General features: G+C 39.9%; 21 protein-coding genes. 8 read left to right on the forward strand and 13 right to left on the reverse strand.

From position 1 onward, the window contains the following. Positions 1-49: 49 nt before the first annotated feature. Both EHO65_RS18550 and EHO65_RS18555 read right to left on the reverse strand, forming a co-directional pair. A complete protein-coding gene (locus EHO65_RS18550; protein WP_135776039.1) occupies positions 50-1,342 on the reverse strand; it encodes an imelysin family protein in 1,293 nt (430 codons plus the stop codon). A 334-nt stretch (positions 1,343-1,676) separates the two neighbouring features. Continuing rightward, positions 1,677-2,678, reverse strand: coding sequence for a hypothetical protein (locus tag EHO65_RS18555; protein WP_135776040.1), 1,002 nt, complete (start codon positions 2,676-2,678; stop codon positions 1,677-1,679). 143 nt (positions 2,679-2,821) lie between these two features. Between EHO65_RS18555 and EHO65_RS18560 the strand changes: the two genes are divergently transcribed. Further along, the gene (locus EHO65_RS18560; RefSeq protein ID WP_135776041.1) at positions 2,822-3,469 is read left to right on the forward strand and encodes a hypothetical protein; all 648 of its coding nucleotides are present in this window, start codon (positions 2,822-2,824) and stop codon (positions 3,467-3,469) included. Position 3,470: 1 nt separating this feature from the next. Here EHO65_RS18560 and EHO65_RS18565 read toward each other — a convergent pair whose 3' ends face one another. Further along, complete coding sequence (locus EHO65_RS18565; protein WP_135776042.1) at positions 3,471-4,712, reverse strand: TCR/Tet family MFS transporter; 1,242 nt, start codon at positions 4,710-4,712, stop codon at positions 3,471-3,473. Positions 4,713-4,747: 35 nt separating this feature from the next. Here EHO65_RS18565 and EHO65_RS18570 point away from each other — a divergent pair, with 35 nt between their 5' ends. Further along, positions 4,748-5,209: a GNAT family N-acetyltransferase gene (locus tag EHO65_RS18570; protein ID WP_135776043.1), complete on the forward strand. Its 462-nt coding sequence runs from the start codon at positions 4,748-4,750 to the stop codon at positions 5,207-5,209. Here the strand turns inward: EHO65_RS18570 and EHO65_RS18575 are convergent, their stop codons facing one another. The 5 genes from EHO65_RS18575 to EHO65_RS18595 all read right to left on the reverse strand — a co-directional run bounded on the left by EHO65_RS18575 (position 5,210) and on the right by EHO65_RS18595 (position 10,342). Further along, on the reverse strand, positions 5,210-7,249 hold the full coding sequence (locus EHO65_RS18575) for a PP2C family protein-serine/threonine phosphatase (protein ID WP_135776044.1): 2,040 nt from the start codon (positions 7,247-7,249) through the stop codon (positions 5,210-5,212). It abuts the gene before it with no gap. 33 nt (positions 7,250-7,282) lie between these two features. Then, on the reverse strand, positions 7,283-8,239 hold the full coding sequence (locus tag EHO65_RS18580; RefSeq protein ID WP_135776045.1) for a glycerophosphodiester phosphodiesterase: 957 nt from the start codon (positions 8,237-8,239) through the stop codon (positions 7,283-7,285). Positions 8,240-8,262: 23 nt separating this feature from the next. Continuing rightward, positions 8,263-8,982: an MIP/aquaporin family protein gene (locus tag EHO65_RS18585; protein ID WP_135776046.1), complete on the reverse strand. Its 720-nt coding sequence runs from the start codon at positions 8,980-8,982 to the stop codon at positions 8,263-8,265. Positions 8,983-8,985: 3 nt separating this feature from the next. Beyond that, positions 8,986-9,726, reverse strand: coding sequence for an SDR family NAD(P)-dependent oxidoreductase (locus EHO65_RS18590; RefSeq protein WP_135776047.1), 741 nt, complete (start codon positions 9,724-9,726; stop codon positions 8,986-8,988). Positions 9,727-9,898: 172 nt separating this feature from the next. Further along, the gene (locus EHO65_RS18595) at positions 9,899-10,342 is read right to left on the reverse strand and encodes a MarR family winged helix-turn-helix transcriptional regulator (RefSeq protein ID WP_279632295.1); all 444 of its coding nucleotides are present in this window, start codon (positions 10,340-10,342) and stop codon (positions 9,899-9,901) included. A gap of 125 nt (positions 10,343-10,467) precedes the next feature. Here EHO65_RS18595 and EHO65_RS19975 point away from each other — a divergent pair, with 125 nt between their 5' ends. Beyond that, positions 10,468-10,632, forward strand: coding sequence for a hypothetical protein (locus EHO65_RS19975; protein ID WP_167482064.1), 165 nt, complete (start codon positions 10,468-10,470; stop codon positions 10,630-10,632). A gap of 137 nt (positions 10,633-10,769) precedes the next feature. Here EHO65_RS19975 and EHO65_RS18600 read toward each other — a convergent pair whose 3' ends face one another. After that, positions 10,770-12,701, reverse strand: a complete 1,932-nt coding sequence (locus EHO65_RS18600) for a ricin-type beta-trefoil lectin domain protein (RefSeq protein ID WP_208744161.1) — start codon at positions 12,699-12,701, stop codon at positions 10,770-10,772. Positions 12,702-12,974: 273 nt separating this feature from the next. Here EHO65_RS18600 and EHO65_RS18605 point away from each other — a divergent pair, with 273 nt between their 5' ends. Further along, positions 12,975-13,514, forward strand: coding sequence for a DUF4442 domain-containing protein (locus EHO65_RS18605; protein ID WP_135776050.1), 540 nt, complete (start codon positions 12,975-12,977; stop codon positions 13,512-13,514). Positions 13,515-13,521: 7 nt separating this feature from the next. On the opposite strand, the gene EHO65_RS18610 is transcribed toward EHO65_RS18605, so the two are convergent. The 3 genes from EHO65_RS18610 to EHO65_RS18620 form a co-directional block, all read right to left on the reverse strand. Next, a complete protein-coding gene (locus tag EHO65_RS18610; RefSeq protein WP_135776051.1) occupies positions 13,522-14,193 on the reverse strand; it encodes a class I SAM-dependent methyltransferase in 672 nt (223 codons plus the stop codon). Beyond that, positions 14,194-15,036 (reverse strand): GGDEF domain-containing protein, encoded by an 843-nt coding sequence (locus tag EHO65_RS18615; protein WP_135776052.1) that lies wholly within the window; start codon positions 15,034-15,036, stop codon positions 14,194-14,196. An 85-nt stretch (positions 15,037-15,121) separates the two neighbouring features. Continuing rightward, entirely contained in the window at positions 15,122-16,072 is a 951-nt protein-coding gene (locus EHO65_RS18620; protein WP_135776053.1) for a helix-turn-helix transcriptional regulator, read from the reverse strand. A gap of 64 nt (positions 16,073-16,136) precedes the next feature. Here EHO65_RS18620 and EHO65_RS18625 point away from each other — a divergent pair, with 64 nt between their 5' ends. Further along, positions 16,137-16,958, forward strand: coding sequence for an alpha/beta fold hydrolase (locus tag EHO65_RS18625; RefSeq protein ID WP_135776054.1), 822 nt, complete (start codon positions 16,137-16,139; stop codon positions 16,956-16,958). Between the two features lie 236 nt (positions 16,959-17,194). Then, entirely contained in the window at positions 17,195-19,102 is a 1,908-nt protein-coding gene (locus EHO65_RS18630; protein ID WP_135776055.1) for an adenylate/guanylate cyclase domain-containing protein, read from the forward strand. Between the two features lie 2 nt (positions 19,103-19,104). Here the strand turns inward: EHO65_RS18630 and EHO65_RS18635 are convergent, their stop codons facing one another. Further along, positions 19,105-19,641: an inorganic diphosphatase gene (locus EHO65_RS18635; protein ID WP_036089002.1), complete on the reverse strand. Its 537-nt coding sequence runs from the start codon at positions 19,639-19,641 to the stop codon at positions 19,105-19,107. A gap of 349 nt (positions 19,642-19,990) precedes the next feature. On the opposite strand from EHO65_RS18635, the gene EHO65_RS18640 reads away from it, so the two are divergent. Both EHO65_RS18640 and EHO65_RS18645 read left to right on the forward strand, forming a co-directional pair. Then, positions 19,991-21,580: an exonuclease gene (locus EHO65_RS18640; protein WP_135776056.1), complete on the forward strand. Its 1,590-nt coding sequence runs from the start codon at positions 19,991-19,993 to the stop codon at positions 21,578-21,580. A gap of 135 nt (positions 21,581-21,715) precedes the next feature. Next, entirely contained in the window at positions 21,716-22,291 is a 576-nt protein-coding gene (locus tag EHO65_RS18645) for a TetR/AcrR family transcriptional regulator (protein ID WP_135776057.1), read from the forward strand. The last annotated feature ends 1 nt before the right edge of the window (position 22,292 follow it).

The raw sequence follows: 22,292 nt of genomic DNA on the forward strand, positions 1-22,292 counted from the left end.
TTCGGAAGTTTTCACAGGAACCGAACCTGTAGATTCATTTAAATACCTTTCATTCCGGAACTACCGAGAACCCAATAGCTGCCGCTGCTGCTACGAAATCCCTGTTCATCGTGGAACCGATCAATCTTTGTATATTTACTAGAATACCATGTTGGCTATCTGCAGAAGAGATCGCTTGGTCAAATCTATGAGTTAAACTTCCTGCAGGGCAGCTAGTTGTAAAGTTAGGATCTTGGGATTCTGTGTCGGAAAGATTGATGCAAAAAAGATTTCTAGATTTTACAATCTCAGATTCGATAGAACCTTGTTGCTTAAAGCTTAATATAGCTGAGAGCCCCGGTCCAGTGCTAATATTCACACCTTTCTGGATGCTATAATTCCCGGTCCAGATATTCATTACACCTTGTGCGTCGTAATAAAAGTCTGCTTTAGTAGTGTCGCTGAAACAAGAATGTTCTTCTTCTTGTGTTTCTCCGATCACTCCTGTAAGTCTTTCTCCACCCCATTCTCCCGCCATGAATGAACCTAATCCTTGAAAAATATTTCCAACGGAAGTATTTTCATTTGCGGAATCTAAGAAAGTTTCTCTAAAGTTGCCAGTTTGAGCTGGATCCCAGTGGTCTTTGATAAGACCGAGGTGAATAACTAATCTATCTGTGATTGTTTTTAGATAATGTCTACGTCTTGCACCGTTTCCAGTTGCATCTGCAAAATCACTGACCGGTCTAACACCTGCCGTAGTATTGCTGGTATCTTTTCCCCAAAGTAAATATTCGATCGGATGATAACCGGTTAATACGATTTTTTCCGCATCATCTTCCGTGCCTAATGTAGTATCGCCGATCTTCGCATAGATAGAGCTGAAGGTGGTAACACTATTGCCGCCATCCGCGATATAAGAATCAACTGCATCTTCATCAAGAGGCCAAGCATTTAGAAGCCCTTCACAAGCAGAGTTAGTTTCACACTCGAGTACGGGGGCCTCATCGATTGGGCCTTTGCTGAAACGGAAACCTTCAGTAATTAAATAACTCGCACGAGCTTTGACCCAAAGATTTCGAAGATTAGTAAGATCTGAAGCGCTGGGCGTTGCAGTAGAATCAAAAGTAGCAACTGCAGCCGCTAAGTTTGATGCGTCCAATTCCGCTTGTGTATAGGACTCAAAGGCAAGATCTGCATATCGATTTAAAAATTCAGACTTACTTGCACTGGCAGGAATATCCAAACCTAAAAGCGCAGCGGCCGCACTATTGTCGCCACCCGGGCCCTCGCAAGAAATCAGGGAACCGAATAGAGTAACACTGAATAGAATTGAAAATATTTTTGTGTGGATGTTCCGCATGGAAATCTCCTTAAAATTTGGGAAAAATCCCCGTCCGGATAAAATCCGGCCGGGGCCAGAGATGAACTGTGGGGATGACTCCCTCCGGCTCCTGGGACAGGGACCGGCTTGATTTTGCAAGTGAGAATAAGTCTCAAAAAAAGTCAATAAGGAATTTTCCTCACTCGACGTTCCATCTCAGGCCACTTCGGGAAATTTTTATCTGAAATCCCGTTTTGTTTCATTCTATCTAAAGGAAATAACCCTTTTGGATTAAAGGAAACTGAGGCTGACTCTCAAAATTTTCGATAAAGGGAACCTGGTCAATCGCAAAAAGGTCGGGAGTAAAAGATTATTAAACTTCAGTCAATAAACCGTGAGAAGTATCTTCGGTAAGTATTTCAAATGCTGCACTTCTGGCAGATCTTAAACGAAGGGGAGAAGTTTCTCCTCTTCGTTGGACCAAAACTTCTGCCCTAGCTATTTTACTGTTTAGACAAAACTTCCAACCGCCTGGAGGATTCGCATAACGTAGGCAGGCGAAGTCTTTTTTATCTGCGTGAATTCTTCCTTCTATTTTTATTTCAGTAGAAGAAGCCTGAAATTTCCAATCGAAATACTGATAGCTCGCTCTTCTGAATGAGGAGAATAAACTGTTTAATGCATATTCTTGTCCGTGCAAACGTAAAACAATTGGAGTGATTGCAGGAGTCCAAAATGGACCTAACTTGATCTTTGCAGTTGCCAATTCAAGGAAGGAACCTTCTTCTCCATCAAAACCGGCCACTTGTCCCCATGCGTATTGGTCCGTATGTTTGGGGCCCCAATTATGATTCTGGCTTCCTTTCCAGTCTTTTAGATCTATTTTATTATTTTCTAATTTTATAAATCCATTAAGTAGTAAAGAAGGTTTTCCGACTAGGACTTTTGCCTTTGGGAAGCCGCTTGAGTATAGATCTTTCGGGAATAAAAAAAGAGGTTTATCTCCTCCTGAGAAGTTTAGGTCCCATTCTATATTTGTAGAACCTTGTTTATTCCCTGATTTACCTTTCAATCCTTTATGATCTTGGATAGAAGAGGAGATCCTGATATTAAATGGATCTCCGGAAAATTCACATTCTGAGATAGGATATTCTGATTTGGAAACATAATGTTTTCCATTCTCTCCGTCAAAATAGATCGCCCATAATTCTCCTATAGAATCCTGAGGTGAATTTTTAGGAGAAAAAATAGTATAGCGGATCCAGATTGCAAGAGGACGAGTCGGATGATTTCCTCTTACGAACCAACTCTCATAATGACCTGCATTCGAATCGGAATGGAATCTGGGAAAATCATAATCTTCGTCAATACTCATGCGGGAAATATTTAATCCTTCTCGGTTAGGAGCAACTAGAATCCGCGAGTCAACTGGAGATCCCGCTTAAATTTCTTCTTAAAAAATAATACGAAAAGATTTATAGTGTCGACGAGTTTGAAGAGAATAAGAAAGATTTGAATATGGAGATTCCTTCCTATTCCCCTTCCACTTGGAGAACCGCTGTTGCCAAATATGCAGAGGAAATTCTTCGTGTTGGCCATGAAAAGTCCCCGTTTTGGATCGCTGTTCGCACATTCGTTTCTGCAGCATGCGAAACTGATGATCCGGAACCGTTTTATGATGATCTTGACTCGGGTTTCAAAAGAGAATTAACAGAAGAGGATGAGGTTCGCTTGGACGAGGTATTGTCCTCTTTCTGGGACCAAGCAACTGCAGTTCTCATCGCAATTTCAGAAGCGTACAGCGACGAGGACGAGGATAGAAGTGAGGAGATCACTGACGAGGCGATTTCCGGATTACTTTCCGGATTGAACGACGCCGGCGTAAAAACAATGTCAGACGCGGAACTTCTGGAATTGGCTGTTCTGGTCCTGAATAGTAGATTAAATTTTCATAATGTCCCTGTTGAGGAAAACTTTTCTATCAAAAGTTTGAATTCTATCCCGGATTTGGAAGAGAGAAGGATCTTAGAACCTTTCGTTACCTTCTTGATCGAAGACTTCAAAACTGTAGAAGATAGGGAAGAAAGATTCGCGCTACTTATGCAGATCTTATTCGATACTTTATGGGCTTTGTTTTATCTTGGCCTGGAAGAAGACGAAGAATAGATCATTCTCCTGCCTTTTCTCCCACTCTTAACTTTTCCTTTCTAAAAGAAATGATTGCGATCGCTAAACTCAGGATCGCAAGAAAGGAACTCACTATAAACGGTGCGCCCGGAAAATAAGGCTGCATACCTTCTCTTGTAAAATAAGAGAAAACGAAACTCATGAGCAATGGGCCTAATATAGAACTTAGGCTCATCATACTTCCCATAATTCCTTGGAATTCTCCTTGTTGAGTAGGAGATACGTGATTGGAGATATAACCTTGGATTGCAGGAGTTGCAATAAAACAAAAGGAGAAGGGCACAAGTAGCGCATAAAGCATCCATTCTTCCCAAGCGAATGCAAATAACGCGCTCATCACCACTCTCGCAAAAATTCCAAGATACGCGGAATTTTTTTGGCCCAATTTAGGAATGATGATCCTGAGTAATCCGCCTTGTACTACTGCAAGTGAGGCTCCTACTACTGCGAGAGAAAATCCGATCTTTGTCGCAGTCCATTGGAATTTATTCATCGTAAAGTAAGACCAACTGGTTTCCATACAATGGTTTGCAACAAATATTAGAAATAAAGAAAGTACTAAGCCGCTTAACGGTCCCGGATATCGGAAAAATGCCACCACTGAGCCGAATGGATTTGCCATCACCCAATTGAATTTTCTTCTGTTCTCTTCTAAAAGAGTTTCAGGCAAAACAAAATAACCGTATACCCAGTTTAAAAGAGAAAGAGAAGAGGCCACCCAGAAAGGAGCTCTAGGGCCGAATTCTGAGAACAAACCTCCGATAATCGGACCTATAATGAATCCCATCCCGAACGCCATTCCTACTAATCCTAAGTTTTGAGATCTTTTTTCAGGAGGGCTGATATCTGCGATGATTGCACCTGCGACTCCGTAGCTTGCTCCTGTGATACCTGCAATAATCCTTCCTACAAATAACCAAAATACATTCGGAGCCAATGCTAAGAATGCATAATCAATTCCTAATCCGAATAAAGATGCGAGTAAGACAGGCCTTCTCCCGAATTTATCACTTAAACCTCCGATGATGGGAGCGCAGAAAAATTGAGTGATCGCATAAGTGAAGGATAGAAGTCCTCCATAAACCGCTGCGGTACTTAAGTTTCCTTGCAACATTCCTTTTAATAGATTTGGAACGACAGGGATGATAATCCCGAATCCGATAAAATCGATGAGTAATGTAAAAAGTAAAAATTGGAGTGCGGACTTTTTTTGAACTGTCATATTTTTTATTTTCTGGTTTTGTATATTGAGATCAAATGAATCCTAAAATACAAATCAAACTTCAAGACCCGGAAACAAATTCTGCAATCTTAATGATGGATGCATTGTGGAAAGAAATACAAACCAGATACGGTTTCCAAGCTCCCAATCCGATGAAGGGAGAATATTTTAAAGGCCCTAAATATGCATTTTGGATCGCTGAGATCGATAATCGCCCGGTCGGAAGTATTGCAATCACACCTTGGAATGATTCGGTTGCAGAGTTGGATGTAATGTATGTGGATCCTGAATTTAGAGGAACTGGGCTTGCTTCAGAGTTGATAAATGGATTGGAATTATTTGCAAAACAAAACGGATTTAATTCTATTCGATTGAGAGCGGGTGCTCCTCAGCCGGAAGCATTACGTTTTTATGAAAAACATGGATATGCTCGCATTGATTCTTTCGGAAAATGGGCTTCCGATGAAACTGCTTGGTGTTACGAAAAGTTGATTTAGTTAAACTCTTTCTATTGCAATCAGACTGATATCATCTTGTGGTTGGGAATATCCGAGCCATAGATCCAGATCTTTCATAACCATATCGGGAATATTTTCGATAGGTTCTTCAGAAAGTTCGGAGATACGATTCCTGAGTCTAGATTCTCCCCAGGCTTCTCTTTTAGAATTGAATTGTTCGAATACTCCATCCGAAAAAAGGAACATCCTATCTCCGTTCAGAAAATCCAATTCCTGATTCTCATAACTTTTTTTGTTTTTCAAACCTATGATAGCACCTGTCCTTCTTAAATTCATAAGATGAGAAGAATGTACTAAGATCTGATCCGGATGTCCTGCGGATGCATAAACTAATCTGTTTTCTCTGGCATAAATATCCACTATGATTGAAGAGAATATGGTCCCTAAGGAGGAGAATTTTCTTTGGAACTTATCATCCAAAAGATCCAAACAGAATCCCGGATCTTTCGCTCCGAATTTGATTCCTTCGTATTCCGCCTTGATTGCCATGGTGACGAGCGCTGCTTGGACTCCATGCCCGGTAGCATCCGCAAGAAAGATCCGATACACTCCGGGAGACACTTCGAAAATATCATAAAAGTCTCCGCCTACTTCATCTCGAGGTAAATACTTTACTGCATATTTTAATTCTTTATAAGATTCTACATTTTCAGGAAAAAGTTTTTTTTGGATCCTTTGGGCAACGAGTAAGTCTTTTCGAATTCTTTCCAAAGAATGATTCAATTCCGAGGTTTTTTCTCGAACAAGAACTTCTAGATTATCTTTTAGAATGTTCAGTGCGCTGTTCGTTATCCTTAAGTTTTCGCTAAGTATTTCAGATTTTCTGAATGCTCTTGCGATCCTTCTCGAAAGTACTAAAGATTGGGAGAGGGTAAATACGAGAAGTCCATAGGGAGAAAGATTGATCCCTCTTAGATTTAATTTATCCCAAAGTAGATCTATTCCTACCGTGATACCAAATGCAAAAAATCCTGTGAGGAATAAGAGTGAATCTTCTCTTTTTTTCCAAACTCCTAGACAGACTGTGAATAGTACATACAATAAGCCGATTCCAGTTACGATCTGAAACGGTCCTACAATGCTCGTAAAAAATCCGATCGGAAAAAGTAGAGTTATATCGTAAGCGATCGCTAAAACCCAGGCAACTGCCGGCACCCAAGGGAATGTATCTTCGGGGAACAAAGAGCGATGGAACATTAGAAAGATCGGAACTGCGGTATAGAAGGAGAAGAACTCCAATCTAAAAACGGACTCCCAGGGAAAGTCTGGAAAAATTTCTAGAACGAGTCTATTGCCGATCAATGCTACTCTTAAAGTTAATAAAAACGTAAATAACGCAAAATAGAATGCTGACTTTTCTTTTCTTCTAAATAGAAAAAGCCCGGTATGATAAAGTCCGATAAGAAGAAGGCCACCAAATAGAAAAGATTCTCTGGACTGAGTGATGAGCTTCTCTCTATAAATTGCTTCTAAGGTTCCTAATTTCGGGACTTGCCAAAATCCGCCAAAATTATTGATCCAGTTAGAACCTTGTATTAAAATTTCCGTATTCGTTTTTTCTACTCTTAGAGGTAGATACACAGATTTGATCTTGGGAATTTCGGAAGAAGGTTCTAGGTTCGGAGTTCCGGAGGAATATACTAATCTTCCGTTATAATATAATTTGTATGCGGATGCGAAATCGGGCATTAAGAGCCCGATCTCTTTTTTTAGATCTTCTTCCGGAAAGATGATGGATAAACGAAAACTTGCCGCTCCTTCTCTAGGAAGTACTTGGTCTCCTTTTTTAGTATCCTGCCAAGAATGAGGAATGGATAATTTGTCCCAGTTCGCGGTTTGGCTTTTTTCAGGAGAAACAAATTCTCCATATAAGAACTGCCAGTTTCCGCTTAATGGAATGAGTTCTGAGTGTTCTGCAAGATCCTGAGAGGAAATTTGTAATACTCCGTCCTGGATCGGTGCTGCTTCTAAAGAAAAACAAAACCAAAATATAGAAAGAAGTATAAGGAACCGTTTCACTTCCCGTTAGGATAAGCAGAACCCAAAGCGTGTCTAATGTTTTTTAAGAACTGAATTCAATCGATCGGGATAATCTGTAATAATTCCGTCCACGCCTGTTTTAATTAACCTTTCCATTTCTTGAGTATCATTTACAGTCCAAGGAATTACTTTAATTCCTAAAGAATGAGCCTTAGAAACGAATTCATCGGTTACGTATAAAAAATAAGGAGAAATAATATCCGCTTTTAACTCTTTTGTTTGATTTAAAACAAGTTCTCTTCTGGAATCACCAAACCCGAATTTCATCGCGGCACCTTGAGAATATGTCAGAGAGAATAATGCGGAAGTTTTTATCTTAGGATTTTTTTTCTTCACGAGTGAGATCGCAGGAAGATAGAAAGATTGGATAGTTGCACGATCGGTAACCTTTGCAGTTTCAATCGCTTTGATCAGAAGATTTACATGAGCTTCTGAAATTTCACTTGAAACCTGTGACTCTGCATCATTCGGGAATTTGGTCTCTATATTAAACTTAGGAACAACTTTTCTTTTTCCTGTTCTCTCCCATGTTTGAACTTTTTCAAAAAATTCTTGGATGGTCAAAAGTTCAGTTCCAGGTACAGAGATCTGCTCGGGGAATTTAGGATTCTTTTTGGTACCACAATCCAGTTCTTTTAATTCCACAAGTGTCAGCTCATAGATCGATTTAGAAACTATTTCTGATCCGTCTTTTTTAGTGCATAATGCAGGATTTGATTCAGAATCATGGTGTATTATGATTTTCTGATCTTTGGTCAAAACAGTATCTAACTCGATCGTTGTCATTCCTTGAGAAAGTGCCTCTTCGAATGCAGGCCAAGTGTTTTCCGGTTTTAAGCCCCTGGCACCTCTATGACCTTGCAGATCTAAATTTCCCTCGATTGGAGTATTTCGGATCTGTTCTCCTGAACAAGACAGATAGATTAAGAAGAATATTAAGAATGTTTGTTTGATATGGAATGATTTCATACTTTTGATTTGGCCTTACCAAGTTATAGTAGTGTCTTTAAGAATATTCCTGCTGCAGTTCCACCGGTTAAAGGTGCAAGAATCGGAAGCCACGCATATTTCCATCCTGAGTTTCCTTTGTTTTTAATAGGAAGAATATAATGTGCTAATCTAGGCCCAAGATCTCTTGCAGGATTGATCGCATATCCCGTGGTTCCTCCCATGGAAAGTCCGATCACCCAAACTAAAATTCCTACGAAAAAAACTCCCATAGGCGTTGTCACATCTGCGATTTGAGCGGAGAAGATAGAATGTATCCCTAAGATCAAAATGAAAGTTCCTAAAAATTCACTAAAAAAGTTGGAAGGCGGATTTGAGATTGCCGGATCTGTAGAGAATACGGCTAAAATTTTTCCTGAGTCCTTAGTCTCTTTCCAATGAGGAAGATAATGCAGATAAACCGCCACAGCTCCTAAGAATGCCCCCAAAAATTGTGCAGGAAGGTATATTGGAATTTTAGAATATTCTCCGGATTGGACTGCAAATGCTAAGGTAACTGCAGGATTTAAATGAGCATCTGCACTTCCAAATGCTTTGGCTGTAAAAACTCCCAAAATGACCGCGAAAGCCCAGGCTGCAGTGATCACAATCCAACCGGAATCTTTTGCTTTAGATTTTTCTAATAAAACTCCGGCTACTACTCCGTCTCCTAAAAGTATGAGCACAAATGTGCCTAAAAATTCTCCAAAAAAAGGGGACGTCATCTATTACCTCATTTTTCCCATCAATTTAACTGTGGCCTTTCTTCCGATCAGCTTAGAAACTTTCACTAAAACTTTATTCGGAAGTCCTGAAACCACAGTAGGAGAACTTCTCTTCTTCAAAGCCGCCAAAGCGTATTCCACTAAAGTTTCTGCAGATTGAGCGATCGCTTTCGGAAAATCTTTAGGATCTCCTCCCGCTCTTTCAAAAAAGTTAGAAACAGTTACGCCGGGACAAAGGCCCATAACGTATACACCCCTTTTTCTTTGCTCATACCATAAGGATTCACTGAAAGAAGTCACGAAGGCCTTAGTCGCAGAATATACGCCCGAAGAAGGCATAGGCACAAGACCCAATGTAGAAGAGATATTCATTAAAGAATCTCCCGACTGGGATTTTTTTAAGAAAGAATAAGACAAAGAAACAAGAGAATCTATATTAAGACGGGTCATCGCCTGTAATCTAGGTAGATCCGCTTTATCGAATGGTCCGTATACTCCGAAACCTGCGTTGTTTATTAATAAATCGTAATGGTTACTTTCTAATTCTTTTTGGATCTTTGCGGTTGATTTTGGATCAGATAGATCTGCGATGATGAAGTTATGACCTTTTCCAAGTTCATCTACCAGTTGTTTGAGCCTTACTTCGTTTCTTGCGACTGCAGTGATCTTATAACCTTTTGCTGCTAGTTGTTTTGCGAATTCTCTTCCGATCCCTTCGCTTGCTCCAGTGACTAAAGCTTTCATCCTTTCCTCCCCTAAATATTCCCGAAAAATCCGGAATTCATTTAGTTCTAAAAGTTTTCGCAGAATTGTTCTGCAAGATCCGCTAGTTGAGCAAGCTTAAAAATATGACCGAAATGGTAGAATCCTTCTAAAAGAGTTATAGTCCACTGCGCGGGCTTCAAGGACCGGCAGGCTATACATCCGGTCGGTTCTGCAAAAGTTTTTCTCTTTCTTCTTCCATGATCCGGATCGATTTGCGGGTAAAATCCAAAATGATCTTTAGTTCTTCTGCAGTATAAGCAGAGAGTTGTTCCCAAACTGATTTTGCTAAACCTTCGAATAGGCTTCCTATTTTCTGCATAGCAGCCATATCTTGGGTCAGAAAAATTCTCACCTTTCTTCTATCATTTGGATCATTCTTACGTTCTACCAGCCCCTTCTTCTCCAAACGATCAATCAGAGAAGTTACCGTACCGGTGCTAAGCCCCATTGTTTTAGCGATTTCGCCGGCAGTTTGAGGGCCTTGCGTTAATAACAAGTCCACACATTTGTGATCGGTAATATGCAGCCCAAGCCGATCCGCAATGGTTTGGTGGAACAAAATAGATACGGTGCTCAGGTTTTTGGAATCGGTCATAATGGATTCCATCAATTCGGGCTTCGTTTTTGGGATTTTTTTGTCTTGCAATTATCTCGACCGTCATATATCTCGATTATCAAGATAATTGATCGTCGAGTTAATTCGATTTAAGGAGACCAAATATGGCAGAAAATAGCAAGAACGAAATTCCGGATTACCCTTGGTATTCATGGGGATCCCCAATCGGTCTGGGGGTTGCTATGATCTCCCTTTCCGTATCTTTTGCAGTGACGGCTTATTCATTAGTTTCTGCATTCACAGTGATCAAAGCCGCGTTCGGAGGATAATAATGAAAAGGGAGAAGCCCTATAGGTTGTTGAAACAGGGATCGGATCCTTACCCTGGCCTTACCTAGTTTCGCTAAGAAAGGACAGGATTGGATGTATCATTACGAGGGAATCAAATAGATTCCCTCGTTCTGGATTTAATAGGATTTTGTCCAGAGTTGGTTACTTGCATTCAGGAATTCCCATTGATGAACCAGAGAGCCGTTGCTATTAGCAGAAGCATCTACCGCATACAATGAGTTGATACGATTTCGGATACTATCTCCTACGAAATCGAATCTCATATTATTCATATCCTTACAATCCCAAAGAGCAATCTTTCCTCCGTTACGAGTTTCTCCGCCATTATCCATACATTTATTTGGATTCAGTTTGCTTCTGAGGAAACCGTTGCCTGCATCATAATACCATTTTTGAGCATCGGTTCCGTTACAGTTGTATATTTGTATCCTTGCACCGTTTGCAGTACTACTATTGCTTACATCTAAACATCGATTGGAAGCTTGGTTAATGAGTGCGAAATACGGAGACTCATAATTTTTCTCCCAACGTTGGTTGTTCCCACCATGCCATGTCCATTGGCTGACCAAGGAACCGCTGGTAGAACCGTTAGCGTCTACAGCAATCGATTCGTTTTGTCTAACTCGCATAGAATCATCGTAAAAATCGAATCTCATATTATTCATATCTTTACAATCCCAGAGTACTATTTTTCCCCCGTTCCAATTCTCCGCTCCGTTATCCAAACACTTATCAGTATTCAATTTGCTTCTAAGATAACTTGTAGAATGTTCATAGAACCATTTCTGTGCGTTAGTTCCGTTACAATTCCAAACTTGAACGCGAGCATTATTTTCAGTGCTGCTATTGCTTACATCCAAACATAGATTGGATTGTTTACTTTTTAGAGTGAAGTATCTTGGTTCTAGATCGTTTACATCCATACATGCTTCGAAAGCATATTGAGAGAAACGAGGACCTGCAAAATCTACCATCGCAATATTGATACGTTGCCCTGATTTTTTGGCTTCTCTATCCAAGTCATAAACAAAACTTGCATGATCCAATTTATCATTAGTAAGGTCTTCAATACTTCCCCAATATGGAGGGAAAATAATTTGAGACGCATTCGGAGTTAGGATCATCTGAGCTACGTAAAATTTACCTTCTCGATTGTCCTTGATGCGGTTTCTAAGTGCGCTCACTAGATCGGATTCGTTTCCAGTATTTTGCCAGTCACTCTTCATTGTTTGGCCTTGGTTCCAATACAGTTCGGATAAAGCAGAATAATTTCCGCCACCCCAGATTAGGATAACGTTCTTATCTAGGTCCCAAAGTTGGGAGAAGCTAACTGAATTTCCAAGATTACGAGGGGCCATTCTGGAACCTAAATAAGGAAGAACCAATTGGTCTTTTAGTTCGTAATGTTCCCCATCGCTCATACTGTCCACGTTCTGAATATGAACGAATACGATCTCTTTTTTACGATTATTCACGAAGCTGGAGATATGTTGGAATACTTCCTGAGCCGGAACGGAAATACTAGATCCGTGATGGATCTTAAATTGTCCGTCTGCCTTTTTGATCCTAAGATCGAAGTAACGATACCCGAGAGATAATTGTTCTCCCACAGTGTATTCTTGGGTTTGGGAGATATTCTCGTCTATTCCCTGGATTCCGTAAGTTCCGGAGTCATGAGTTCCTGGGATACAAATATTTCTAAGCTGGGTATTTGATTTGGAAAGGTATCCATTACTCATCCATGCTTGCGGGTCTATCTGCAATTTTGGAGCATAAACAGGGATCGGACTTCTTCCGTTTTTACCCTTAGTGCCTCCACCCTCGAAAGGGATCCCACTTGGCTGGTCCAAAGGGGCAGGAGTTAGGTATTCTGCCTTATAATTGATATCTGCACCCAGAGATCCTCCGGATTTACCTTTGGATTGGAGTAAAAATAGTAAAGAATCGTAGTTTGAGGAGGAATCTTTACATCCTGCTCCTATTAGGGATGCAGCGCAAATAAACGCGACTGCGACGATTCGAGAGGAAAACACCTTGGAACTTTTCATTTTTTCACCATTCAAATGATCTGTTTTTCTGCATTATAAAAGTTTAATGCTTTGCTCCAGTATCCGGAGTAGAAAAAGAAATAACCGGAACTTTTTCCCTGTCAACGTCCTTTCAAATATTTTTAAAAAGTTAACATAACGATTGTTTTTTAAAGAATTCCAAGGTTCTCTGTTTGTTATCTTAATATAATCAAAATATAAGAGCCGGTGCAGAAAGGAAATCGCCTTGCAGAGACGAGTGCGACTTTCAATCTGACAGCAAAGAAATCCATTATGAAATTATTTATTAGCGATAAAAAAGAATCTCTATCTTCTTGGTGGTTACGTTTTCGTTTGAACCATTGGCCTTGTTTGTGGTGTACGGGAGGAAAAATACAATTCATCTCTTCCGATCTAAGAGAACTTCATGTAAGTTTAAAGAAAAATCTTCGCACATTAAATCGAGTCGGTACAATTTACGGAGGAAGTATTTATAGTTCGGTGGATCCATATTATATGTTGATGATGATGTGGATACTTGGACCCGACTATGTAGTTTGGGATAAAGCTGCAAAAGTAAAATTTGTCCGGCCGATCCTGAATAAAGTTAAGATCAGATTTTTGATCACAGAAGAATTGATCGAAAAGACAAAACAAGATATATTAGAAAAAGGCGAAATAGTTTTTGATCTTCCTGCAAAATACGAAGATGAAGAAGGAACAGTATATGCCTCCTTCGAAAAAACGATCTATGCTGCTTCCAAAGAATTTTATGAGAAGAAGTTAGCTTCTAAAAATATGACTTCTGCATTTAAACCTAGCAAAAGAAGTTGATTTTAGATTATTTGATAGCGATCCATCCGCCTACATGTAAGGATCTGAATTTTTGAGAACTCTCTGAAAATCCTGCTTCTCTGAAAAGATCTGTGTATCTGGTACTTTGGATACGATGTAGTTCGAATACTCGTTTTAGATAGACTTCAACCGCTTCTTCTTCCCAGCCTTGGAAATTGATTAAATAGGATTTTATATTTTTAAATAGTATCTCCGATCCATTTGGTTCGGAATCGAATAGATCGAATAGAATGAATCTTCCTCCCTTTTTCAATCTTGTATGGATCTCTTTCAAGAGTGAAAGTTTGTCTCCGGTATCCGGAAGGAAATGTAAAACAAAGAGTAGGGTGGCTGAATCATATTCTTCGGCTAAAGGAAGTTCTCCCACTGTTCCACAGACAAGTTTAAGTTGTGGGAATTTTTTCTGGGCCTGTTCTATCATTTCAGGCGAAGGGTCAAGACCGGTTATCGAAAACCGATCCGGAGCAATTTTTAATAATTTGGCGAAGTCGGCTCCAGTTCCACAACCTACTGATAAGATCTTTCCTTTTTCAGGAATGTTTTCGAGAAGATAGATCGCAACTAATTCCATGATCCCTGAATAGAATGGGATCATCTTTCCTATTCTTCTCTCATATACTTGTGCTCTTTCACCTTCGAACTTTTCTACGTGGCTCATTTAATTTCCTGTTTGGACTTTTTGAAGAAGAATATCATATGTGGAACCGTCTTCCGGATACATTGCGACTCCTAAGGACACTGTGACTTTTACTTCTCCCAAAGAACCGTTGGAGGTGGATTCCGAAAATAATCTTTTGATCTTCTCTGCTCTTTCCAACACTATATTCTTATGCGCTCCGGGAAGAAGAAGTAAGAATTTTTCACCGCCTATCCTGGAAGAGATATCACTTCTTCTGGAATTTTCCAAAAGTATTCTGCCCATTTCTTTAAGAAGAAGGTCTCCTCTATTATTCCCGAATATTTCGTTGATCTCTTTTAGTCCGTCTATATGCAAATAAACTACACCTATTGTGCTTCCATTTCTTTCTGCTCTATAAAGTTCTGCTTGGAAAGACTCGATTGTATATTCTCTATTGAAAAGACCTGTGAGTTTATCACGGATCTCTAATTCTTTAATTTTGTTTTCCCTTCTTCTAAAAAGGGATTCGTATCTTTTTGCCTTTGCTTCTGTAAAAGATCTTTCTGTAATGTCTCTAAAATAGAAGGCCTTGGCAGGTTCTTTTTCTTCTACTAGGATTGGAATTGTCCTACAAATAAATCTCCTTTTGCCGGAGGAAAGATGTAACGTTAGATGAGAATGTTCTTTAGAATCTGCCTTTGAGAGTTCGTTATACCAAGAAGAATGTTTTAGATCATTTTTTTCAGGTACAAGCCCAAATTCTTTTGCCTGGATATTTGAATCCAAAAGTTTTCCCTTATTATCCGAGATGAGTATCGCGTCTTCCTGATTTTCCAGAAAGTTTAGGTTTCGGATCCAATAGTTTTTAGGAGAAGAAGACATGCAGTTCTATTCGAAAAATTATCCCGGAACTCCGGGAAAATCAATCTTCTTCTGACTCTTTAAAAATTCGATCTATAAGAAGTTTTTATTCGTAAATTTTTAGGATTTCTCTCGCCTTATGTCGAATTGCTTCCTGTAATTCTAAAGGTTCTAAAACAAAAACGGAATCGCAATGTTGCAGCATACTTCCTAACGCCCATTCTTTGGTTTCCATATCGATTACCATTTCGGTAAAACCTTTTGCCATAGGTTTGTGGCTTAGACATTTCATATGAGGAATACTCTTGATATGTTCCGCGGTTGCATCAGTGACCTTAATTTTGATCAGATATTTAGGGACTCTTGATTTGAATTCTTTGATCCATTCTTCCCAATATTTGCTCAGATCAAATTTTTTAGGTCTTTCGAATCTTTCTGCAGTTATCGAGGCTTCTTTGATCCGAGAGATACGATAGACTCTCATTTCTTTTCCGCGTTTTGCTACGACATACCAGATCGTGTCTTTTGCTACAAGGCCGTACGGTTCTATTGTTCTTGGTTCAGGTTTTCCACCTTCTTTTTCGTAGATGATCATTACTTTTTTCTCTTCCCAAACTGCGTCTTGTAGTATTGGAAGAAGTGGAAGTTCCCTGATCGCTCTGCCCCAACCGAGCCCGTCTATATGAATCCTTTGTCTGGCAGTTTCCGCATCTTTTCTATAAGCAGGTGGAAGAGAAGCCATAAGTTTGACGAATGCAGAATCGAAGTCCTTCTTCTTTCCTAAATCCTCCAAAACTCTAGAAGAGTGAACTAGTAACAGCGAGATCACTTCTTCTTTTTTAAACCCGGTAAGGTTTGTTCTATAACCCTCGCTTAAACTCCAGCCTCCACCAATGCCTCTTTCCGCATAGATTGGAATTCCTGCGGCAGAAAGAGCCTCCATATCCCTATGAACTGTTCGTTCTGAAATTTCCAATTTTTTGGAAAGTTCCTTAGCGGTCGTTCTTCCTTTTGCCTGTAAATGTAGAAGAATATTTAGAAGCCTATCAGCTCTCATAAATTTAGTATAAATCTCTAAATATGACAGAACTTGTCATGTATATTCTGCTATGCTTGTTTTTATGATTACTTTAGCAACTTCGGTTTTTGGCATCGTTCTATGTAAAGGTGAAATTATCAAAACTTCTGTCCATGGCCCTACAGGGAAAATTTCCTATAAGGATGAAGGATTCGGTGGAATGCCGGTCGTGTTTATTCATTCTTTTGGAGGGAATGTTTCTCATTGGGAAGAGATCAAGGAATCTCTTGTTCCGAACAGAAGAGTAGTGCGTATAGAACTTAGAGGTCATGGAGATTCCGAATTTCCAAAAGATGGGGATTATAGGATTTCTTCTATGGCACAGGATTTGGCTACAGTTGTAAATCTTTTGGGACTGCAAAGATTCGTGCTCGTGGGTCATAGTATGGGGGGAAGTGTCGCATTACAATACGCTGGAGAAAATCCGAGTAGAGTGGCGGGACTCGTTCTTGTGGATTCCAACGGGGATCCAAAAAAATTACCGGAAGTGGTTCGCAATCAGATCAAGAATGCATTACATTCGGACGCATATGTGCAAACTACGGAGGCATATTGGGAACAGCTATTGGCGAATTCTAAACCTGAAGTAAAAGAAAGATTGATGGGAGAATTAACCAGAACTCCGAAAGATACCGTACTCAAGATCACTTCCGAGTTATTGGATTATGATCCGAATCATTCTCTAAAAAGATATGTAGGTCCAAAACTTGCGATAGTCACTCCGGAAAACGATGACCAATTTGCATTACATAGACTTCATTTAGGATTTCCTCATGTGGTAGTTTCGAATGCGGGACATTGGTTACAATTGGACCAACCGGAAGAATTCCGTAATACTCTGGAAACCTTCTTACAAAAATTCTAAGATAAAACTCCCGGAGCTTCGTCCGGGAGGCTTCAAATGATTTTCATCGAACGAGAGTTATAGATTCTTTGCTGGAAAAATTTTTCAAAAATTCCTCAGAATTTCTAAATTTCTGATTTAATTGATTTCGAAATTTTATTAGTATTGCTCCCGCTTTCCGTAGAAGGGCCGGGAAATTCATCTTCCGATCCGAGGAAAACAAGGACGTTCTTCGTCCAATTTCAAATCGAAATCATATGAAATCTATCAAAGTTATTCCACTCGTATTAGTTCTAGCCTTAACGTTATTTTCTTGTCGAAGCAAAACTTCCCCTAAAATTTCTCCCCTTGCTGAAAATGGGGTTTTGGATCTGAGAGATTGGAATTTTGCAGAAGATGGTATCGTAAAATTAGATGGAGAGTGGAAATTCCAATGGATGAAACTTGCGGTTTCCAGACCGGAGCTTGGATCCAAGGATGTTCAAACTCATATAGTTAATATTCCGGGTAACTGGAACCAAATTCCAAAGTTAGAAGGTATGAATCCTTTGATGGCTTTCGGATACGGCACTTATACTTTAAAAATAATCCCGGGCCAAAATCAGGGAAGGTTAATGATGCACTTCCAAGGCGCAGGAACTGCAGCTTCTATCTATTTAGATGGGAAGAAGATTATGGGGAATGGAGTAGTGGGACCCGATGAGAACTCATCCCGTCCCCAATATCTTCCGCTTTATGTTTCTATCGGACAACCAAACAAGGAGATGTTATTACAAGTAGAGATCTCTAACTTCGATCATTATAAGGGAGGACTTTGGGAATCCCTTAGGATGGGAACAGAATCGGATCTTCTGAACTTCAGGGACAATAGCTCTTTTAGCGAGATGTTCTTGTTCGGAAGTATCATCATCATGGCTTTATACCATTTCGGTTTGTATTCTTTAAGAAGAAGGGACATGACCGGGTTGTTTTTCGGAGCATTCTGCGCGAGCATCTGCCTAAGGATTTTCGTAACCGGAGAAAGGTTCCTGATCCTAAAATTTCCTCATCTGCCTTGGGAATTTTTTAATAAGTTGGAATATATCTCCTTCTACTTAGCTGTTCCATTTTTCATTTATTATCTGGATGCATTATACCCGCATTCGTTCTCTGCAAAGTTAAAAAGATTCTTCATAGGATTCAACCTAGTCGTATCCGCGATGGTTGTATTTACTCCTGCGAGCATTTATACTCATACATTGATCCCATTTCAAGTATGTTTAATTTTTGTAATATTATGGATCTTCTTCGTATTAGTTCGTTTGGTAAAAAGCGGGGCAGAAGGCTCTCTAATGGCGCTCGGAGGAGTAATCGCTTTAACCGCGGCTGCTATCAATGATAGTTTATATTCACAAGCAGTGATTAACACCGGATATTATCTTCCATTAGGATTATTCGTTTTTATATTCGTGCAGTCCTATTTGCTCTCCTTCCGCTTTTCTCAGGCGTTCTTATACATAGAACGTTTATCAGACAATCTACTGGAAGTGAACAAGGCCTATAGTAGATTCGTTCCTTTGGCTTTCTTGAAATTTTTGAATAAAAGTGATATCACCGAGATCGGCTTAGGAGACCAGGTCCAAAGAGAAATGACCATCTTATTCTCGGATATCAGATCCTTTACCCAACTCTCCGAGAAGATGACTCCTAAAGATAATTTCGACTTTTTGAATTCTTATATGAGAAAGATGGGGCCGATTATCAGAAAACACGGCGGTTTCATAGATAAATATTTGGGCGATGGAATTATGGCTCTCTTTCCTAGTCTGCCTGACCAGGCGCTGGATGCTGCTATGGAAATGCTCCGAGAGTTAGAGAGCCTAAATCAATCCAGAGCGGATCGACATTATGAACCGATCCAAATCGGTATCGGGCTTCATACAGGAACATTGATGCTCGGAACGATTGGCGAAGAAGAAAGAATGGATGGGACAGTGATCTCGGACGCAGTCAATCTTGCTTCTCGTATCGAGGGATTGACCAAGGAGTTTCATGCGAACCTTCTACTTAGCGAAAGCACCTATCGTAAGTTGAAGAATCGCAGGAAGTATTCCTTTAAAAAATTAGGCAAAGTAAAAGTGAAGGGAAAATCCAAATCCAGCGAAGTATACGAGGTCTTGGGCTGATCTTACTTTTTCGGGAACTTCTGTTTATAAAAATCTAATGCTCTGAGGATCAGCTCTTTTGCTACCTCGGGGCCTTCCGGCTCTTCTACCCTGACTTCTTTCTTTTCTAATTGTTTATATACGGAGAAGAAATGAGTCAGCTCCGCTCTAAATGAATTCGGCAGTTGAGATACGTGCTCTATTCCATCAAAACTTCTATCACCCGAGGCAACAGCCAGGATTTTCTCGTCTCCTTCTCCTCTGTCTATCATCCTCATTACCCCGACCACTCTTGCGGGTACCAAACAAAGTGGGGGAACTTCTTCCGAACAAAGTACTAGGATATCCAAAGGATCCTTATCATCTCCCAAAGTTTGGGGAATAAAACCGTAATGAGCAGGATAATGCGCGGAAGCAAAAAGCACTCGGTCCAATTTGATGAGACCCGATTCCTTATCCACTTCGAACTTGGCCTTACTTCCGGAAGGAATTTCCACAAGCGCATGAACTTCGTGAGGAGGATTTGGGCCAGGACTGGCCTCGTGCCAAGGATGTTGTATCATGGGGAAATCTTGGAACCGGATGGATGTATAGCAAGCATATTCCTACTAACATTTTGTAGGAAATCCGAACTTCGATGTGAAGCAAATATCATAGAAGGATTTTAAATGAACAATCTATATATTTCTATCCGAATGAGTATACTATATCTATTCTAAAAAAATAATAAGACATATTTTATTGAATATATAATGTATATGGTTTAATTTTGGAACGGTTATAAAATTGTACTTAACATGAATAATTTTTTAATTTATTATATTATCTTAAAATTCTAATTAATTCATCCCCTCTTTTCGTCTTTTAAATTTAGGAAGAAATTTATTGATTTCTTTTTGGGATGTTTAAATGAAAACGATGACAACACCTGATCAGCAAAACCAGCCGAATACTGAGTTCGGAAAATTCGCATCTTTTAGACCTGTATACTTACAGATTAAATCCAAAGACTCTTATCCTAATGATGAAAGGCCTTATTTCAGTCCTGAAATGGAAAGGCTTTTATTATTAGCAGGGGAGTCGACGAATAGCGAAGGTTTAAACTCAGGTAAAATCCCCGCATATCCTGCAATCACAGAATTAGATTATAAATTTGTCGAAGAGATCTCCGAACTGATTTCTAAAGGTTTGTTATTAGTTGTTCCTAGAATCTATGCCAAAAAGAACACAGGGGAGTTGGAGATACTTCTTCATGTATTAGGAGCTAAGTCTTCCAAAAAGGGAAATCCCGAAACTGTACGAGATATATTCTTCCAAATTGCTCGCAAGTCCGCTGGAACGATCCGAAATTTTGAGATCACATCCCAAAACGATAGAGAGATCGTTTTGAACGAAGTATTGTATTCTTTGGCGGATGGGAATATTCCTCATTTTAAATACGCTTATACGGACAAAGCCAAAGAATTATTAGGGAAAATATATCATAAAAATCTAATGCATAAGGATTTGCTGGATGATTATTATAAACTGATCCATTCCTTTATCCAGGAGGAAGAGATATTAACCAGAACTTCTACCTGCGGGTATTTACACGTTCCTGACCAGGACGCCGATACATTATTCACGCAAATATCGGAATTATACGAAAAGAGGGTGATCCCTAAACTAGTTACCGAAAATCCTAAATTAGCGGAACAATTGATCTCAATTCGAGAAACCATTCTTTCCGACGAATCGGGTCTTTTGAACAACGATCCTTTATTGATCCGAAAATCAATTTACTCGGAAGAATTTGCGAAGTTAACCCAACTTTCCGGAAACAAAGGACCCTATTCCGACTTCTTCCGTTTATCCAGAGTGATCTCTCAAAAATCCCTGGAAAGTGATATGTTCCTGAAAGGCGCCAGAGAAAAGAGTGTGGAGAACGGGCTCAAAAAAGTGGCGCTGAGCGGAAAAGGGGCCATGGCACGTTATATGTCTTTGTCAATCGGAAAGGATTTGCCGTTTGATTCGGAAGTTATCAAGTCCGTTCAACATGACTCCAGTTTATTAAGCTGTATATATTACGGTTCGGAAGGTTCGGAACTGTTCATTTGCCCTTGGGACAAGGTTTTGATCAAAAATATGCTCCGTGAATTATCCGAAAGATTCGCGTTTTATAATATGACCAGCCTGAGCTTCCTTTTGATGTTATTCAAAAATAAGGATAAACTTCTTCCGTTACTCTCCGACGAATCTGCTGCGGAAGATTTTAGGAACGTAGGTTATAGCTGTCTTGCTCATACATTTCCTTGGTATAGAAGATTGGCCTTCTTCTTGGGATTTAAAGGAAACATGTTATCTGACGTTTTCCGAGAGTTGGGAGATATCCAATACCACCAAATGGGTGAAAAACTGAAATTCGAAGAGAAGATCAGCGCCATCAAACAAAAGCTCAAAGAAGAATTAATCGTAGAAGTCCGGGAACATATGGCCGGAATTCTGGAAGGCAAATCCTAAGGATCGAAATTTGTTAAAGGGGGAAGGGACCAAGCAATCAACCTGCTCTATTCTCTCGTTCTCGATTTAAGAATTCTCTTTTGTTTTTTTAAAAAATATGTTGACCGGTCTATTTTTATTTGATCTAAAGGTTTTATGGGTCAGAAGGGAGAAATCGCTAAGGAAAAGATGGTCCGTGCCATGGCGGAACGTTTGGAAATGGGGGGATATGCGGGAACCGGGTTAAACGATATCGTAGAAGATGCAAAGGCCCCCAAAGGATCTATCTATTTCCATTTTCCTGGCGGAAAGGAGGAATTGGCCTCCTTAGCTCTCCTGGTATCTGGCAACGAATTGGCCAAGGAACTGAAGGCGGTTTTGGATTCTGCCAAATCTGTTCCAGCCGGGATCCAAAGGATATTTTCCGCCTTGGAATATAGGCTCGTATCCTCCGGTTTTTCCAAGGGTTGCCCGATCATGACCACTGCTTCCGAGACAGCCTCGGAGCCTTCTTTAGTAAACTCAACTTGCGCTGCGGTTTTCCAAGATTGGATCTCCCTATTGGATTCGTTTTTCCGGAAGAACGGATTCGAGGAGAACAAGTCTAGCGAACTCGCAGTAGGTATTCTTTCCTTATTGGAAGGAGCCATTCTGATTTCCAGAACCAGCCGAAATACGAACGCGATACGATCCGCTTCTAAAACGGCAAAACTTCTCGTTTCGGAGAAATAAT

Origin of the sequence: Leptospira andrefontaineae (assembly GCF_004770105.1) — a bacterium.
In the GTDB taxonomy this organism is placed as follows: Bacteria; Spirochaetota; Leptospiria; order Leptospirales; family Leptospiraceae; genus Leptospira_B; species Leptospira_B andrefontaineae.

What these genes read in the sequence shown, in the direction of transcription:
- EHO65_RS18550 (WP_135776039.1), bottom strand. Translation starts at nt 1,342, where the DNA reads ATGCGGAACATCCACACAAAAATATTTTCAATTCTATTCAGTGTTACT.
- EHO65_RS18555 (WP_135776040.1), bottom strand. Translation starts at nt 2,678, where the DNA reads ATGAGTATTGACGAAGATTATGATTTTCCCAGATTCCATTCCGATTCG.
- EHO65_RS18560 (WP_135776041.1), top strand. Translation starts at nt 2,822, where the DNA reads ATGGAGATTCCTTCCTATTCCCCTTCCACTTGGAGAACCGCTGTTGCC.
- EHO65_RS18565 (WP_135776042.1), bottom strand. Translation starts at nt 4,712, where the DNA reads ATGACAGTTCAAAAAAAGTCCGCACTCCAATTTTTACTTTTTACATTA.
- EHO65_RS18570 (WP_135776043.1), top strand. Translation starts at nt 4,748, where the DNA reads ATGAATCCTAAAATACAAATCAAACTTCAAGACCCGGAAACAAATTCT.
- EHO65_RS18580 (WP_135776045.1), bottom strand. Translation starts at nt 8,239, where the DNA reads ATGAAATCATTCCATATCAAACAAACATTCTTAATATTCTTCTTAATC.
- EHO65_RS18585 (WP_135776046.1), bottom strand. Translation starts at nt 8,982, where the DNA reads ATGACGTCCCCTTTTTTTGGAGAATTTTTAGGCACATTTGTGCTCATA.
- EHO65_RS18590 (WP_135776047.1), bottom strand. Translation starts at nt 9,726, where the DNA reads ATGAAAGCTTTAGTCACTGGAGCAAGCGAAGGGATCGGAAGAGAATTC.
- EHO65_RS18595 (WP_279632295.1), bottom strand. Translation starts at nt 10,342, where the DNA reads ATGACCGATTCCAAAAACCTGAGCACCGTATCTATTTTGTTCCACCAA.
- EHO65_RS19975 (WP_167482064.1), top strand. Translation starts at nt 10,468, where the DNA reads ATGGCAGAAAATAGCAAGAACGAAATTCCGGATTACCCTTGGTATTCA.
- EHO65_RS18600 (WP_208744161.1), bottom strand. Translation starts at nt 12,701, where the DNA reads ATGAAAAGTTCCAAGGTGTTTTCCTCTCGAATCGTCGCAGTCGCGTTT.
- EHO65_RS18605 (WP_135776050.1), top strand. Translation starts at nt 12,975, where the DNA reads ATGAAATTATTTATTAGCGATAAAAAAGAATCTCTATCTTCTTGGTGG.
- EHO65_RS18610 (WP_135776051.1), bottom strand. Translation starts at nt 14,193, where the DNA reads ATGAGCCACGTAGAAAAGTTCGAAGGTGAAAGAGCACAAGTATATGAG.
- EHO65_RS18615 (WP_135776052.1), bottom strand. Translation starts at nt 15,036, where the DNA reads ATGTCTTCTTCTCCTAAAAACTATTGGATCCGAAACCTAAACTTTCTG.
- EHO65_RS18620 (WP_135776053.1), bottom strand. Translation starts at nt 16,072, where the DNA reads ATGAGAGCTGATAGGCTTCTAAATATTCTTCTACATTTACAGGCAAAA.
- EHO65_RS18625 (WP_135776054.1), top strand. Translation starts at nt 16,137, where the DNA reads ATGATTACTTTAGCAACTTCGGTTTTTGGCATCGTTCTATGTAAAGGT.
- EHO65_RS18630 (WP_135776055.1), top strand. Translation starts at nt 17,195, where the DNA reads ATGAAATCTATCAAAGTTATTCCACTCGTATTAGTTCTAGCCTTAACG.
- EHO65_RS18640 (WP_135776056.1), top strand. Translation starts at nt 19,991, where the DNA reads ATGAAAACGATGACAACACCTGATCAGCAAAACCAGCCGAATACTGAG.
- EHO65_RS18645 (WP_135776057.1), top strand. Translation starts at nt 21,716, where the DNA reads ATGGGTCAGAAGGGAGAAATCGCTAAGGAAAAGATGGTCCGTGCCATG.